This window comes from Ornithinibacillus sp. 4-3, from assembly GCF_040958695.1.
Lineage (GTDB): Bacteria > Bacillota > Bacilli > Bacillales > Amphibacillaceae > CALAMD01.
Genome location: NZ_CP162599.1, coordinates 2,326,786 through 2,342,530 on the forward strand (window position 1 = coordinate 2,326,786; position 15,745 = coordinate 2,342,530).

At 35.8% G+C, this 15,745-nt stretch carries 17 protein-coding genes; all 17 read right to left on the bottom strand.

Annotated features, from left to right (window positions below; all coding sequences use genetic code 11):
- Position 1: 1 nt before the first annotated feature.
- Positions 2-499, bottom strand: a complete 498-nt coding sequence (locus AB4Y30_RS11395) for a Panacea domain-containing protein (protein ID WP_368652356.1) — start codon at positions 497-499, stop codon at positions 2-4.
- Positions 500-903: 404 nt separating this feature from the next.
- Positions 904-1,947, bottom strand: a complete 1,044-nt coding sequence (locus AB4Y30_RS11400) for an N-acetylmuramoyl-L-alanine amidase (protein ID WP_368652357.1) — start codon at positions 1,945-1,947, stop codon at positions 904-906.
- Between the two features lie 31 nt (positions 1,948-1,978).
- Positions 1,979-2,377: a holin family protein gene (locus tag AB4Y30_RS11405; protein WP_368652358.1), complete on the bottom strand. Its 399-nt coding sequence runs from the start codon at positions 2,375-2,377 to the stop codon at positions 1,979-1,981.
- Positions 2,378-2,427: 50 nt separating this feature from the next.
- Positions 2,428-2,913, bottom strand: a complete 486-nt coding sequence (locus AB4Y30_RS11410; RefSeq protein ID WP_368652359.1) for a DUF2441 domain-containing protein — start codon at positions 2,911-2,913, stop codon at positions 2,428-2,430.
- 74 nt (positions 2,914-2,987) lie between these two features.
- Positions 2,988-3,212 carry a hypothetical protein gene (locus AB4Y30_RS11415; protein ID WP_368652360.1) on the bottom strand — a complete coding sequence of 75 codons (225 nt, stop codon included), beginning with the start codon at positions 3,210-3,212 and terminating at the stop codon, positions 2,988-2,990.
- Entirely contained in the window at positions 3,212-3,595 is a 384-nt protein-coding gene (locus AB4Y30_RS11420) for a hypothetical protein (protein WP_368652361.1), read from the bottom strand. The genes AB4Y30_RS11415 and AB4Y30_RS11420 overlap by 1 nt, the downstream gene beginning before the upstream one ends.
- Positions 3,596-8,185, bottom strand: a complete 4,590-nt coding sequence (locus AB4Y30_RS11425) for a phage tail spike protein (RefSeq protein WP_368652362.1) — start codon at positions 8,183-8,185, stop codon at positions 3,596-3,598.
- 31 nt (positions 8,186-8,216) lie between these two features.
- Positions 8,217-8,927, bottom strand: coding sequence for a hypothetical protein (locus AB4Y30_RS11430; protein ID WP_368652363.1), 711 nt, complete (start codon positions 8,925-8,927; stop codon positions 8,217-8,219).
- Positions 8,924-12,640 (bottom strand): phage tail tape measure protein, encoded by a 3,717-nt coding sequence (locus tag AB4Y30_RS11435; protein ID WP_368652364.1) that lies wholly within the window; start codon positions 12,638-12,640, stop codon positions 8,924-8,926. Before AB4Y30_RS11435 ends, AB4Y30_RS11430 begins: the two co-directional genes overlap by 4 nt.
- Positions 12,641-12,656: 16 nt before the next feature.
- On the bottom strand, positions 12,657-12,827 hold the full coding sequence (locus tag AB4Y30_RS11440) for a hypothetical protein (RefSeq protein WP_368652365.1): 171 nt from the start codon (positions 12,825-12,827) through the stop codon (positions 12,657-12,659).
- Complete coding sequence (gene gpG, locus AB4Y30_RS11445; protein ID WP_368652366.1) at positions 12,820-13,188, bottom strand: phage tail assembly chaperone G; 369 nt, start codon at positions 13,186-13,188, stop codon at positions 12,820-12,822. The genes AB4Y30_RS11440 and gpG overlap by 8 nt, the downstream gene beginning before the upstream one ends.
- A gap of 129 nt (positions 13,189-13,317) precedes the next feature.
- A complete protein-coding gene (locus tag AB4Y30_RS11450) occupies positions 13,318-13,911 on the bottom strand; it encodes a major tail protein (protein WP_368652367.1) in 594 nt (197 codons plus the stop codon).
- Complete coding sequence (locus AB4Y30_RS11455; RefSeq protein ID WP_368652368.1) at positions 13,911-14,303, bottom strand: DUF3168 domain-containing protein; 393 nt, start codon at positions 14,301-14,303, stop codon at positions 13,911-13,913. Before AB4Y30_RS11455 ends, AB4Y30_RS11450 begins: the two co-directional genes overlap by 1 nt.
- The gene (locus tag AB4Y30_RS11460) at positions 14,300-14,680 is read right to left on the bottom strand and encodes an HK97-gp10 family putative phage morphogenesis protein (RefSeq protein ID WP_368652369.1); all 381 of its coding nucleotides are present in this window, start codon (positions 14,678-14,680) and stop codon (positions 14,300-14,302) included. Before AB4Y30_RS11460 ends, AB4Y30_RS11455 begins: the two co-directional genes overlap by 4 nt.
- Positions 14,680-15,027 (bottom strand): phage head closure protein, encoded by a 348-nt coding sequence (locus AB4Y30_RS11465; RefSeq protein WP_368652370.1) that lies wholly within the window; start codon positions 15,025-15,027, stop codon positions 14,680-14,682. Before AB4Y30_RS11465 ends, AB4Y30_RS11460 begins: the two co-directional genes overlap by 1 nt.
- Complete coding sequence (locus AB4Y30_RS11470) at positions 15,028-15,303, bottom strand: head-tail connector protein (protein ID WP_368652371.1); 276 nt, start codon at positions 15,301-15,303, stop codon at positions 15,028-15,030.
- A 3-nt stretch (positions 15,304-15,306) separates the two neighbouring features.
- Positions 15,307-15,738, bottom strand: a complete 432-nt coding sequence (locus AB4Y30_RS11475) for an Ig-like domain-containing protein (RefSeq protein ID WP_368652372.1) — start codon at positions 15,736-15,738, stop codon at positions 15,307-15,309.
- Positions 15,739-15,745: the final 7 nt, after the last annotated feature.

Consider the following 15,745-nt stretch of genomic DNA (forward strand, 5'->3'; position numbering starts at 1 on the left):
TTCAGTTACTGCCTTGTATCATTTCATTCAAATAATAATTAAATATTTCTGTATCTGAAATTGGATTTTGTGATGGTTCAATTGGAGATAACCCTTTACGCGCGGTCAACCAAGGTAATTCCTGATGAGTCATAGATTCTAGCTCATTTCCAGTGTAATCGCCATATACTTCCCATACTTGATTCAACACATTTTCAATTTCTTCGTCAAATTGCACAACGTCTTTCTCATTTAGAGGTATATTAGAAAATCCATATTCTTTAAACTCGTGATACACAGATGGGATTACGGGACCGTGAACCCAAGCCTCAAATCCTTCTTTGAACAATCTCTTGTCTAATTCATCTACACTTTCATTTCCTAAAGTCAAGGTCCATGAGTGCGCATAGTAAAGTAATTTTTGAAGTTTTTTTGGCGACATAGAACCTTGTGATAAAAACCACTGTACTACATCCCCCAATTCATAATAACCCTGTTCATTTCTTTCTGCAATTCTCATTTTAGTCTCTCTCCCCTTTATAAAAGACCAAATATTTTTAAGCATATATAAAAAACACCTTTCAAATATATTCGTTACCATTAATTCATGTTTACCATTAGTTAATGATTGTATTCATTGAAAGATGACTGCTTACGTTGCTTTTATTTTTAAAAGTTTGTCTAATTGTCACCAAGTGTCAATATTCGCCATTGACCTTCGTTAACTGTATCTTACACTAATTTAAATCATTCGTGAATAGATTTAGCGAAATAATTCGCAAATACGAAACATTTTTTAGCATAATTTGTGAACTTTATTTCATTCTATTTAGTGAAACATAAAATGATTGTATTTTTGAAGCAATTTTACGAAGAGTTTTTGAAGCAAATATATTGAGGATTAAAGAGCGCACCTAAGCGCTCTTATTTTAATTTTTTATTTACTTCTGCACGTACTTTATTGTACTGCGCTTGACTAATACCTAATGATTTTCTACGGTTTTCATGACCGCTACCGTGCTTGCCTTGGATTACTTCTGTTGCCATTTGACTGACAGACTTGTAAGTTGATTTAGCTCCCATTAATCGCTTATTGACTTCACTTTTAACCTTATCATATTCAGCTTTGCTAATGCCTAATGACTTTTGTCTTGTGCTGTGACCATTTCCATGATTACCAGATAAAACTTCATTTACCATTTGAGTAATTGATTTTTTTGGTGCAGGCTTAGAAGTTGACCCCGCCCTGCGGTTAACCTCTGCCCTAACCTTATCATATTCAGCTTGGTTAATACCTAGTGACTTACGTCTATTGTCATGGCCATTACCGTGTTTTCCGTCAATAACCTCTTGTACCATCTGACTAATTGATTTAGCTTTAGGCTTAGAAGCCTTGTCTGTTGATACACCAGCTGTTTTACTATCAGGTTGTTTAACAGTATGAGATTTTTCACCTTTAAGTTTAGCATTCACTCGATTTTTAAAATCAATAAATTCGTTTGGATTAGAAACCCACGGTGCAGGACAATTTTTGTGAGTTACATCATAGTGCCTTACAATATCCTTCAATGGATCCCATCCATACATTTTTGATAATTCAACAAACACATCTTCTGTCCTTGAAATGGTATTGGGATGAAAAGAGCCGTCTTTCTCTTGGCACATTTCAACACTAATAGATAAATAGTTAGCATTAGGCTTCAACTCAGGCACGCCACTGTACGATCCATCATTGGCAGCATAAGCAACTTCATCTAGAGGAATTATGCAAATAGCCTCTTTTTTATCCACAAAAATATGGGCAGATGCATAACGCCCAGAAAGATTATTAAAATATTTTTGATGGTTTGTAGCTGTTCCACCATGATTTGCTGTGTAGTGGATAATACCTTTTTTATGTGCTGTTAATTTCAGTCCAGGTCGTGAATGTTTATTAATTTTAATGTAATCGTTTTTCCATACAGTCATTTATAAACCCTCCTAATTAAAAGAGCAACGATTAATCGCTACTCTTTGATTTGCTATTCAATGTTTCAACTGCTTTCTTTAAAACATCTGGTACTGGTAAATTTGTTTTTCCTACCGTCTCTAAAATACTTAATAATTCATTCGCTAAATAAAAAAAGATAACTGCATCCCTAATGAATGTGCCATCTCCCATGATTGTATCTATTGAATAGGCTACTGCAACCAAAGCTAATATGATTACCTTTTTGGCGATACCTCTAAAACCAATCTTACTACTTAATTTTCCGTAGCTTGCTGCAACTAAAACTCCTAGTACATAATCTGCAATGATAAATATAACTAGTACTTGTAACAAAGGCGACCAGCCTCCTAATAAAAATGTGACGATCGCCCCAATGACAGCGATACCTGTTTTAATTACTGTTTCCATCTCATTCCTCCTGTTTTATGACATAAAAAATAGCACCTCGTATGAGATGCTTACACCAATTCAATTACTTCTGCTTTGCCTTCAAATAAATACTCTAATTTTCCTGGGCGAAATATTTGTCCATCCCAATAGAATTCCGCATATCTGCTTAAATCTCTAAAAGGTTTAGGTTGCGCTTCTACCCAATGAGCATCACCTGAAAATAATTTACCATTTAATTTCATTTTCACAATTTGAAAATTATTATGAACTTTTGTCTTCCAATATGGTAGATGTTCTTCGTCACTAAGCCATATACATCGCCATCTAGATGGTAAGTTTTCGTTAATTTCTATACGTTTTTGTTCAATAACATATTCCTTGGCAAATCTCCAATAAACTTCAGGTTTTCCATGTCCCGTTTCATAACTTGCTCTGAAAGGATTATACTGTTTTACGTCTGTATTAATTATGTCTCCTATTTTTAATTTATCATAGGTATTTAAATTTCCTATGCTATTAATATGATAAAGGATTCTTTCTTGTACAATTTCCATCCACTCACCCCCTCCTATCTACCTAATTCGACAAAAGGGGATAAAGTCCTTCTTTTTAAGACATAAAAATACGCTTACTCAGCGTCTACTAAATTACCACTCATAATTCTATCTACAAGCTCTTGCTTAACTTCTGTTTCTAATCCTTCTAAATTGATTAATTCTGTGAAATTATTTACTGGAATACTACCATTTAAGTTAATGCTTCCGTCTGCTGTTCGTGCGGTAAAATGGATCACCATTGATGTAATTTCGTTGTTTTCACGTCTTGGCGTAATTTGGTTGATTGTAATATTCATTATTTGTCCTCTCCCTTATCCATATTAAATGCTTCATATAATACTGATAATGCATAAGCATCTTGACCGCTAAATTCTTGTTCACTTTCCTCGGATGTTAATTCTTCTACCTTACTTTTAATTGCAGTTAGACCTGCCATGAAATTTGCTCCCTCAACTGTAATAGTTTGATTAAAGTAAGTACGCAATTCCTGCTCAAGCCTATCTTTATCTTCTTTAAAATCTTCGCGGATTGTTTTTTCTCCATTCGCAACTTCTGTTAATTGATTGGTGAGGTAGTTGGTTACCTTACTTCTATTAACACTTTGCAACCCTTTAAAATTCGTGTTTTCTAAAAATGAGATTACTTTTCCCGCATCAATATTTTTGATTTCTATTTTCATTTATATCGCTTCCTCCAATAGTTTGATTTTTTGTTTGAGATACTGGTTTTCAAGTTCAAGGATGTTGATTCTGTCTTCATGATTATCTGTTACTTTTATCAACGCTTGACTGACTTTAGCATTCCAACTATTCATTTGGTATTGTTGGATTCCATCATTGTTAATTAACCCCAGTGGAGTGTTATAACCATCGCCTATTACTAATCCTTGGCGCCGACGATAACTACCATCCTCTAGATCACTTTTTAATACATAATCATAAATGGTTATTTCATTGCGATAAATATCTAGTATATCAACATTCCACTCACGAATGTCAGCCTTATACTCTGCTAAAGATCCAGAACTAAATTCTGATGCTCTCATTGTTACTAATGTGCCTGATTTATAGCGGGTAGCTGACACATCTGTATTACCTTGAATATAAGTTCTTTTTCCATCGTCATTAGCGATTCTTCCATTATTTCCAACTTCTAAGTCATTGTAAGTAATCAGATTTGACGCATATAGCGGTCTGTAAATGATTGGGTTATTATCATTTGTACCACGGGATGTGATTCTTACTCCCTCATCTGTACCTAAATAAAGAAAAGCATCAGTAGTGAGCGTTCTTATCCTATTTGACCGTATATTGTAAGCATCTAAAATGCCCCCACCCATTAATTCTAAACTACCTACCGCTAAATGCCCTGTCCCTTTCGCTCCAGCTCCATCTGTAATCCAAACTGTCGGTACGCCAGTTGTTGTTTTTTTAAACCTAATGCCAGTAGCAAAGCCTAAATTTTGTGAACCAAATCTAATCAAACCATCTGTATCACTGGAGCTAGGATTATTGTGTACATAAAACTGGAAATCATTATTACCAGCTCGCACATCTTTAGCTGGACGAAAATTAATTACACCACGATTACCAATAATATTCACATCTCTATCCGCATCAAGATAAATATCTCTAAATGCTGTTTTTATACCAATGTTACCCCTATTAGAATATAATGTAAGTCCACGTACATTTGAATCATACATATGACTAAAAAATTCGATTACTCCTGATCCTGCTACCCCATCATCATCTTCATTTGAGCCACCAATGTATGTAGAGATACCTGTATCAGAAAAGTTAAGTCGTTTTCCTTCACTTAAATTGTGAGCTTGTAAATATCCGTTATTAAGCCTAAATACAACGTCGTGTGTTTTTGTTACACCAAACCATGTATTAGTATAACGCCCTCTTGATTCTAAGAAAGACCCGTCTATTAACGTGTAATCAGTTGCATTCCCCCCACGTATTAATACATTATTTGCATTAAGTGTACCAGTTGTTATTTTAGCAGCATCAATAGCACCAATCTGAGCAGTACCAATACTGGCATTTTTTATTTTTGCTCCGTCAATACTCGCATTATCAATTGTCGTTTGACCTGTGATGTGTACTTTTCTACCACTTATTAAAATAGACTCTGTAGATATATTAATCTGATTGATAATATCGTCTTTTTCGACACGTAAGTTGATATTGTCTGACAACTGCGTAATTTGCGAAACTGCGTGATCATATACTTCAACTACTTTAGGGTGGATGATCCTTAATGTATTAGCGCTGTTAGAATTTTCTCGGTTAAGAATTCTAATTCTCATCCATTTAGTACCACTTAAGAAACTCCCATTTCTTTTTCCTGCAGCACTTGTTCTAACTCCGCCTTCACCAAGACCAACCATGTTGACTGCTAAAGTACCAGCAGGCATAATATACCCTACTACCTTAGTAAACGAGGTAGGCGCTCTATCCTCCGGGCTATTAGATGCCCAGAAGTAGAAATTATTTGTATCATTAATAAACTCTCCGTCCAAATCCCATGACTTTATATTGATATTGTTGGTTGGATTGTTATCATTCAGACTAGTATGCACTCCAATATAAAATCTTCCGTCATTACTACCTTTTCTTACCCACATAGAAATTTCGTAAGCTTTGGAAGGATCAACACGGAACCAATCAGAATATAATTGTCCATTACTATTACTATCTGCAAAAGACAACTGTCTTGTTGATGCTCCATCAAATTGCACAATCCCATGTGATAAAGTCATTGTCGATGCAGATGATCTCGTCCACCCTTCCACTCCTCCAGTCAAATCAGGGTTTTTTACTAAGTTACCTACGCTAGACTCTAATCTGCCTATCGTACTCTCCAAACTTGTAGCCGTTTGAGTAAGCGTATTAATGTTACCTTCCGCATCTTGTATTTTAGCTTGGTTAGTATTAGCTAAAGTTGTCACCGTGTTAATATTACCTTCTGCATTTGACACTTTAAGCTGTATCCCATCAATAGTTTGAGTTATAGAACTGAATTTGCTGTCAGTATCTTCTGGTGCTGGTGACCAATCAGAAACTTTTGTTCCAAAACCAATAAACCAATCCTTAACATCAATATGACCATCATAAGGAGTTATAGTAGTGTCGCCATTATCTGCTGTATACAATAAGAATCTAATGAACTCAGTATCAGGGTTTCTAGTAATTAGGTTTTTGGGGACTGGCATCTTTAACATAGTCCAACCATCACTGGCTTTTACATCAAAATAATCTTCTTTAATTCTCGTTCCTGCTACTCCCCAATCAGAAAATCTAAATCTTAGTTTAACATCCTTACTAACTCTAACAGTTATTGAAACTGCCATATCTCTACCTAACCAGCTTTTATCATAGATTGGGTAATTAGAGTCATTTAGCTGTGAATAAGTACTTAAACCACTATTGTTTTGAGGTTCATATCTCCAATAATCCTCATACTCTGTTCTATTTAAGGGACTTGTAGTACTATTGTTTGTCCTAAGTTCAGGTTTCTTACTATTTCCTAATATATTCCTTCCACCAACCTGCAAATTATCAATCCGACTACTAATATTCGTAGCTGTCTGTTGTAGTGTTGACACTTGCCCCTCAACATTGCTCACTGTATTTTGTAATCCTGTAGCAATTTGTAAAGCGTTACTGGCATTACCAGCGGCATCACTTACAGATATTTGTAAACCTTGCACAGACTGTTTAATGGTGCTTATTTCTCCTGAGTTAGTGTCTACCATTGTTGATAGTGCAGCGACATCTTCAAATGCTTGATTAGCTAAGTTAAATGCAGATGTAGATTGATTAATAGCTGATTGTGCTTGATCAAATGCAGATTGGGCATTACTAATTGCCTGGTTGGCATCTTCGGTTGCTTGGTTAGCTCTATCCACTGCCTGTTGTGCATCAGCTTTAGCTTCTTGAGATTGTTCATAAGCATCGTTAACATCCATATCAATAATTAATTGCCACTGTATCCCATCATAGCGCCATGTACGAGTGTACTGTCCATCAATCAACTGAAACCACGTATCACCTTCATTTAGATTATTTGTCGGCATGTCAGGACCATAATAGTTTTTATTTTTCCCATTAGCACTTATGATAGCCTGATTGGCATTAGATTCAGCCTGATCTACCTTTTCCTCAACACGGTCAATGCGATTCATGTTATCGCTTAATCTAGATTTCACATTACCAATACCAACACGGATGTTTACATCTGCTAAAACATCATATTCAATACGATTAACTATCGCTCTAGCTGTGACATTTAATTTACTATGGTGTATGTGTACGGTATCTCCCATTCCAACAAGCTCTAATACATCTAAATCTTTGTACTCTTTTGTTTCCCATAGATGTTCAAACTCTACATCGATTTCTGTTTTCGGCTTGTCATTACCTGTTTCTATAAAATACCTACTAGCTAATTGCGTTAACTTCGACCGTATTTGTGCATCTGTTTGTTCCCAGTCGATTTCTTCTTCTTGAGAATAATCAACTGGCATTACTCGGATAATGTCATAGTCATTAATATGATCACTATCAACATACTTACCTGTTATGGTAATTAGGCGATCATCTTCATCATTATAAGCAAATGGGTAGATACGAGTAACGACATTACTAATATCAACTTTTGCAGTTAATCCAGTAAGATTTTTTGCATACTGTATCTTTACTCCATCATCCCTGCCACGTCGATCATGCATGATTAAATGAAAGTTATCACGCTCTAATTGACCGCCCCAAATTTGTAATACAGAGCCATCCATACCACCAACCATTTGTAGGGGATTGGTGCGGTATAGATTAGTAGTTGAACGTGTTGTGTTATTGCTACTTGTTACATTAAAAGGATGGGAATATGCAGTACTAGCACCGATTAATTCCATTACCTGTTTTTTCGTAATATTTCTTGCTTCTAATTTTTCAACAAAGTTATTAGCAAAATCATAGGTGATATGTTGAGCATCAATAATTAAATTATCGTTATCATGATTTTTCTCGATGGAATATATCCTAAAAAGTTGCGGGTCTTGTTTATCATTAGCCCTAGCCTTGATAATCATTTCTTCATCAATTACATGTGCATATTCGCCCTTGCTGTCATATTCCATTTGTAGTTCAAACATACCGTTTAATTCTTCTGTCGCAACTGCTGTAATAGCATCACGTAGTAGACCTATACCGTTATGAGTAAAGTTTGTTTCGTTTGCTTTATATAAGATTGGTAACATTAGGTTCCTCCTTTCTTATTTTTTTAAAAACCTATAACCAACGTTTATTCTTAATAAGTTCCAACTTGCTAATATCTCCATCAAAATCAATCACATTATCTCCATGCCTTAAAACAGGAAAGTCACCAACCATGTGACTATTAAGGTTAGTGACTAGTGCTCCTACTTTTCGATATGCATTCATCATTTCACTGTTGATTGTAATCGTACCATTGATATTTTGAATAACGATTGGTACGTCATTCACATAAATCTTACCTGTTCCAGAACAAGTTGCTGTTATAATGGGTTGTGTTTCATAACCTTCGTTAGTAATGACTGTTCTTGATGTGATGGTTTGGGGTGCGTTAGATATTTCATACAGAAAAGGATCTAACGTGTAATTAACTGTAAATTCTCCTAGCATATCTCTTTCACTTAATGCTACCTCAATTTGTGCCGATTTTATTTTATAAAACAAACCATTATCTCTATTAACAATCAATGTTTTAGCATTTAACAATCTTTGCTTAAATCGCCTAAAATAGGGTTCAAATTCTTCTTTCTCATAAAAAAAATACTCCACTGGCAAAAGTATATCTTTAAATCCATATTCTTTTGTGAGTGACCCATTACGACCTTTTATTTCGATTGTTTGTATATCCCGTTCCGCAGTTGGTATTTCAACCCTATTTCTTTGATATATTTTATCCTGCCTTGTGTCAGTACCATCTATTTTTGATATTAATCTCCACTGTCTCAAGTTGCACCTCCAAAAGCAGCCTTCCTACGATTTCCTAAATTGCTTAACATAGTATCAATCTTATCAATATCATTTTGCCCTCTTACGACAATATTCATACTGACATTGATGTCTCCCTTATCCTCTGAGTTACTATTCATTACATCAACAAGCTTCTTCATAACATTTTCAAGAGCATTTAGTTGATCCTCTAATCCAGAGTTTTTCACTTCATGTTCTACTTTTAGCACTTCTTTATTTTTTTCTAACGCCATAGGTAAAGCATTCATTGCGTTCTTGTAATTAGTCAATTCGCTGTTTAATGCTTGTACGGATTCTTTACCAAGTACTTTTGCACTGTTAATTGCTTTTTTCTTGTTAGATGAAATGTTAATCGCAAAACCATCTACAAAGTTAATACCTTCTTTTCCAGTTTCTCTTGATGGTGATCTAGATTTGATTGATTGCTTCAAAGCATTTAATGCAGATTTACCTAATGACCATGCAGCACTCCAGATAGATCTGTTCCCACCATTTATGGAACCTCTAAAACCACTGACAAAACCATCACCAGCAGATTTAGTTTTAACAGATTTTAAACCCTTTTCACCTCTTTGAGCTGTGCTTCTGGCCTGTGCATATGCATTACTTTGTTGACCTCGCATACCTGCGATAAAGTCATATACAGCTTTTTTACCTCCACCACCATCAGAAGTTTTAGCTAAGTTATCGGTCGTTGATTTACTTACTCCATCAGCTGCCCTATCATTTTCTGATTTGGTTGATTCTATACCTTTCTTGTGGGCTTCACCTTTATCTTTCCCTGCTTTATGGGCACTATCTTTTTTCTGATGAAAAGAATGATCAGCAACATCTGTAATTTCTCCACCTGCATTTGCAACTTCTGTTTTTGTCGATTCAATTCCATCTATATGAGCTTCACCTTTATTTTTTCCTGCTTCAAAGGCTCTTTCGTCACCTTCTTCAAGGCCTTCCAATACAGTACTTGCAATCTCAATAGACATTGCTTCTGCTTCTTCCGCTGTCATTCCACAAGCGACTAAAAATGCTTGAAGATCCCTTAAATATATATCTTGTGTATGTTGGGCAAACTCTGCGTTACCTTCTAGATGTTCCATATTACTTTCCATCCATCTTGCAAGATAATCTTCTTGTGTCTCTAAGGATTTCTTAACCATACCTTCAGCATCAACATAATTTTTTTCTTGTCTTTCAAATATTTCACCCGTTTTTAAATCAATGATATCTCCACGTTTATCCAAGTTATCAAATAATATTTGGTTTGTTTCCTCATATTCTTTAGCTGCCATTGCCATCATTTCATTTGTACGAGATTGCACACCAATCATCAATTGTTCATATTCTTCTTGAGTGTACACCCCTTGAGCAACTGCTTGTTCAAAGGTAGCTTGTTTTTCCACATACCAATCATTAGCTGCTTTTAATGAAGCTTGGTATGTATCATTCATTTTCTTAGACCATTGCGACGCTTCTTGTGCCACTAAATTACCTTGTTTACCAGATATGTTTTTCTGGATATTGAATAACTCATCTTGAGTTCTGGCAAATTCTCTTGATCCACCTTCGAGTACCTTTAAAGCTTCTTGATATTCGTGGGCAAATTCATAAGGCATTTTTGATAAGTCACTACTATATTCATCATGTGCTTTTTTCACAACATCTAATGCTCTTTTATAATTTGCGATATCTTCATCAAAATGTTCTATAGCTTTATTTGTATACTCATTAGCAGCTTCTTTTCCTGCATCTCCTGCAATCGCATATACCTCATTTACAGCATTGGTTAGTTTTTCTCGTTGTGTTTCCAATTCAGCAATAACTTTATCAGCCATTTCACTAAAGGCTTTAACTACTTCGGCACTTGTCTTTTTCGCTTCATCTTCGCTCATGGTGCGTAATTCAAGCATTTTAAGCTTTGCACCTTCATACAAGTCGGTATATCCTTTAACACCTTTTTTAGTACCTTCAGATAATCCATCACCATAACGGAGTGCTTCAGTTCTTGCTTTTTCTTGTTCTTCAGCTAATCTTTCGGTCTCTACCTTATTTTTATAAATGGCCGCTGCTAATGTACCGAGTATTAAAGTGCCCGCAGTAATGGCAACTCCTATCGGACCAGCAAATGCCATTAGAGCACCAAACGCAGTTACTAAACCTGCAACCGCTGTTGTAACTCCTAATACAGCTGTAACAAGTAATGCTGTTTCCGCAACTGATTGTATCGTCGCATCATCCATTTCGGATAAATTATTAGCAAGGTCCATGACAAATTCTGCAGCATTGGCAAATATCGGTAGTAATTTTTCTCCAAGTTCAATTTTTAGTGCTGATAATGCAGATTGCATACGAACAAGAGCACCTTGAGCGTTGTCTAACATGGTATCTGCCATATCTTTAGCTGCGCCATCAGCATTTCTTAATTCATCCGTTGTTTCTGATAATGTTCCAGAGCTTTCTTTTAACAAAATTTGCCACTGCTTAAATGCGTTTTTACCAACCAAAACATCCATTGTTGCAGCTTTTTGTTCTTCAGACATACCTGACAAGCCTTTTTCCATCTCAGCAATAACTTCTGGCATGGTCTTCATCTTTCCCTCAGCATCAAAAAATTCCATTCCTAGCTTCTTAATTAGTTTAGATGCTTTAGGAGTTGGGGCAGACAATCGTACTAAGGATGATCCAAATGCTTGAGTAGCCATAGAACCTTTAAGACCGTTATCAGCAAGTTTCATTATTACGGCTGCTGATTCCTCTAATGACCAACCTAAACTATTAGCTGTTGGTGCAAGGTATTTCATCGCTTCGCCCATCTGCTCAACGTTTGTATTCGCATTGGCCTGTGCATAGGCAAACACATCGGCTGAATGGGTTGCTTTATCTGCACTCAAATTAAATGCCTGCATAGTATCGGATGTAATATCTGCTGCAGTTGCTAATTCTAATGATCCAGCTGCTGCTAAAGATAACATTCCAGGCATAGCTTTCATAATTGCTTCTGCCTTCCATCCTGATAGTGCTAACTTTTCCATTCCTGCAGCTGCTTGTTCAGCTGTAAAAACGGTAGTTTTATTTAACTCTAAAGCTTGATCTTTCATTGCTGCCATTTCTTCAGCAGTAGCACCACTTACAGCTTTCACTCGTGACATACCAGACTCAAAGTTCATTGCTTCAGTTAGTACATCACCAATAGCTCTTTTCATGGCATAGAATCCAATACCTGCAGCAATACCTACTTGAGCACTAGTATTACGGATTGTCATTCCTACATTCCGAAATTGTTTATTAAAGTCAGCATAAGTACGAGTGACTTTTTTTCCTTCAGCATTAAGCCTTTTTAACTGTCCTTCATACCGCTTCATTTCCGCTTGGGTGTTATTAAGCCTACGCGCTAATTCCTGTTGCTTCTGAGCATGTTCCTGCTCTGTAATATTTCCTTTTTTAAGTTCAGACGTCCAACGTCTTTGTTCTGTGGTTATTGCTTGTATTTTAACTTTATATTGATCAATGATACCGTTTAACTGTCTCTTTTTTGCACCTGTTGCATCAAGTTTATTACCATATTTATCTGTTTCGGCGGCAGCCTTTTTAAATTCCGAATTTAATAATTTAATTTGATTGCTGGATTGGGTCATTGCACTTTTAAATTGACTTGTATTAGCAACCAAATTAACTTTTAAATTTTTTCCACTCAATACTGCACCGCCTTTCTTAGATTCCTAAATCGTCGATATATAATTTTTCATCTTCGTTTGTTTCTTTTGCTGATTTCCGTCTACCTAGTAATTGCAAATGGTAGATAATATCCATCTCATCAATATCGTTTTGTGTATATCCCAAATCGATTAAATGGTTATATGCATCTTGTACGGTCTCACTCACCTTTTTTTTCGTTAATATCAGCAATATCTACATTGCTTGTTAACATTTCGGCAGCAACTGATACTTGCCCCATTACAAAGATAGTGACTGCATAAACAACCTTTACAAGATCACGTGCATCTACGCCCTCTTCAAGTTGATCTAAACTAAATTGGTTGCCAAATACATCACATACAAATTGCAAATGACTATCCAAATCCGATACTAAAACTTCACCTGATTCAATTTCTTCAGCTACCATTGCGGCTTGTCTCCATAAAACACCTGGTATCTTTTTAGGAGATACAAATCGCTGATCTTTTCCTTCTATCTCAACTACTAAAGTCAAAGACTTATGTTCTGCTTGTAATTTGTCCGTCAATTAAAATCCCCTCCAATAAAAAAGAGTGAGCAATATGCCCACTCATAAAAATAGCCCTAACGCGATTATTCCCATGATAGTGTCAAGCTTGTGTCAGTGATTTCACTAGCATGCACGTTTACGGGCTGTTTAGGGAGTTTCTGTTAATGCTAAAGCAGTTGCTTCATCGTAAACAACATTTTCAAACCATTGTGCTGGTGTGATTTCCTCTGTTGTCATTTTCGATCTCCACTCACCGTTATAAAGCAATGGAGCAAATTTGATAGATAAACTTGCATCCTTACCTTCAATTGTTCCTTGGTCTGTTTCATGATCTAGTCCGATGATTGATGGTGTACCTTTCAGTAACCAATAAAAACGATGACCGCCACCTCGTAAATTGGCCTTAAAACCTAGTGCAACCTCTTTGGCTACATCATTTTTATTTGAAAAGACCACGCCATTTACAACCTTTTCACCAAACATTTCAGCTTGAATTTCTTCTGGAATATCAATTGCAGCCATCTCTACATCAAAGCTTTCAAAGCTTCCTAATACTGCAAAAACTCCGTTGTCTGCATACTTTAAACTTTGGTCTGCATTTGGTGTTCCACTAACACTAACTGCTCCTTCGATATGATTAACTTCTCCATATTCAACGCCTGTTGCATCATCTTTATTCAAAATGGCAAGATGGAATTGTGATAAACCATGAATGATTTTTGCTTTTTTCTTTTCTGGCATTATTCATTACCTCCATAAAAATTCTTTTCGTAGCGCAAAGCTACATGATTAAGTTTTGTATCTGTTTCGTATAAACCTTGCTGATCATACTTACCGTATTCTAAAGTTTTCATTATTCTATCAACTGCTTTAACCATCCTTGTTTCATGAATAACAGTCTCCAAATCTGTAAAAATACTAACTTGAAAATTTACGGTAGCTTCGGTTTCTTCATTATCAGCGTAACCACTAGGCACATTATTTAATTGTGTATAAACCACCCTCGGGAATGGTGCATCCTTATTAGCTACACGATTATGAAAGCCACCCTTAGAAAGAGTGGCCAATTCACTATCATTTTTTAATGCTTGAAGCAATTCAGCTTGTGCATCATAATTTCCTAAATCACTCATTTAACCACCCTTTCTAACACTCTTATCATTGCATTTGTAGCGATCAATTCTGCTTGTTGACCAGACTTTGCAACAGGTGCTTGTGGCGCTTGGCGACTTGTACCATATTCAACAAATTTAGCACGCCAACGTAATGACATTTTTGGTCCTACATTGATAGCAGTACCTTCCTCTGTTTCAAACGCCCTTCCAATTGTGATAGCATCTTTAACGTGCTCACCTGATTTATAAGACCTATTCCAATTTCTCTCCTGAATTCTTTGAACATGTTTCGCACCTGCTTGTACTGCTTCTCGTTCTATTCTTTGTAATGTCGGACCTTCCATCTTGGCGAAACTGCTTAGTAAATCCTCCATGCCCACAACGTTTAATTTCATTACCTCACCTCGTTAACCAAGATTTCAAATTCGACATTTCTTTCCTCAAGATTATTGATATATATAATGTCGAAAATACGAGTACCTAAACGGATCCTTAATTTTTCACCAAGTTCATAATATTTTTCTTCAATGTCTTTTCTGTAACGGGTGTTGATTCTAGCTGATACCTTCACTTGATTAGCACCAGCCATAATAAATTCATTACCTCGAATGTTTCGAATTTGAACCCATGACAAACCTAAAATACTATCCGTCCATTCTTCAATCCAATGGCCTTCTTCATTTTGTCTACGTCTTTTTTCTTCCCATTGAACCCGTTTATTAAATTTAGATGGGTTATTCATCTAACCACCTACTCGTAATTGCAAAATAATTGTTTGTAATCCCATTTCTATAACTCTTGATGTTCTGCCATCTATACTTTGATGTCTCTGTTCATACCAATGAGTTACTAACATAGTAATAGCTAATTTATAAAGTTCGTTTTCTTGTTCATTAACTCCAGCATTAGATAAATATTCAATTGCTGATTTAATAAGGAGACCCAACAAATCATTGTCGTGGTCTCCATCAATTCTTAAATATTCCTTTACGTGAGTTAATAGATTAGCTTTGTTCATCTACTAATCACCTTCTTCAGGTTCTGTAACATTGACTATTGATGTATCAGTTTCGTTTTCTGTAGTAACAGTAATTGTTACTTGTCCAACTGAAATAGCCGTCACTAATCCGTTAGTATCGACTGTCGCTATTTCATTATTAGTTGAACTATATGTTACATCCTGTTTTGCTGTAGATGGCTCAACTGTTACATTTAGTTGGCGTGTTGCACCTACTATTAAATTATTAGTTTTAGGAGAAACCGCAACAGATTCAACATCACTATAAATTGTGGTAATCGTAACTGGATCTGATTGCTCGGATTCATTTTCTCCAATAACTTCTGAAACGGAAAAAGAGTACTCTGTATTAGGTGTTAAACCTTCAACAATGTACTCTTTTTCCTCAATACCTTCTGCAATTAATTCTCCATCTTGATATATGTTATAAGGCATATTTGTT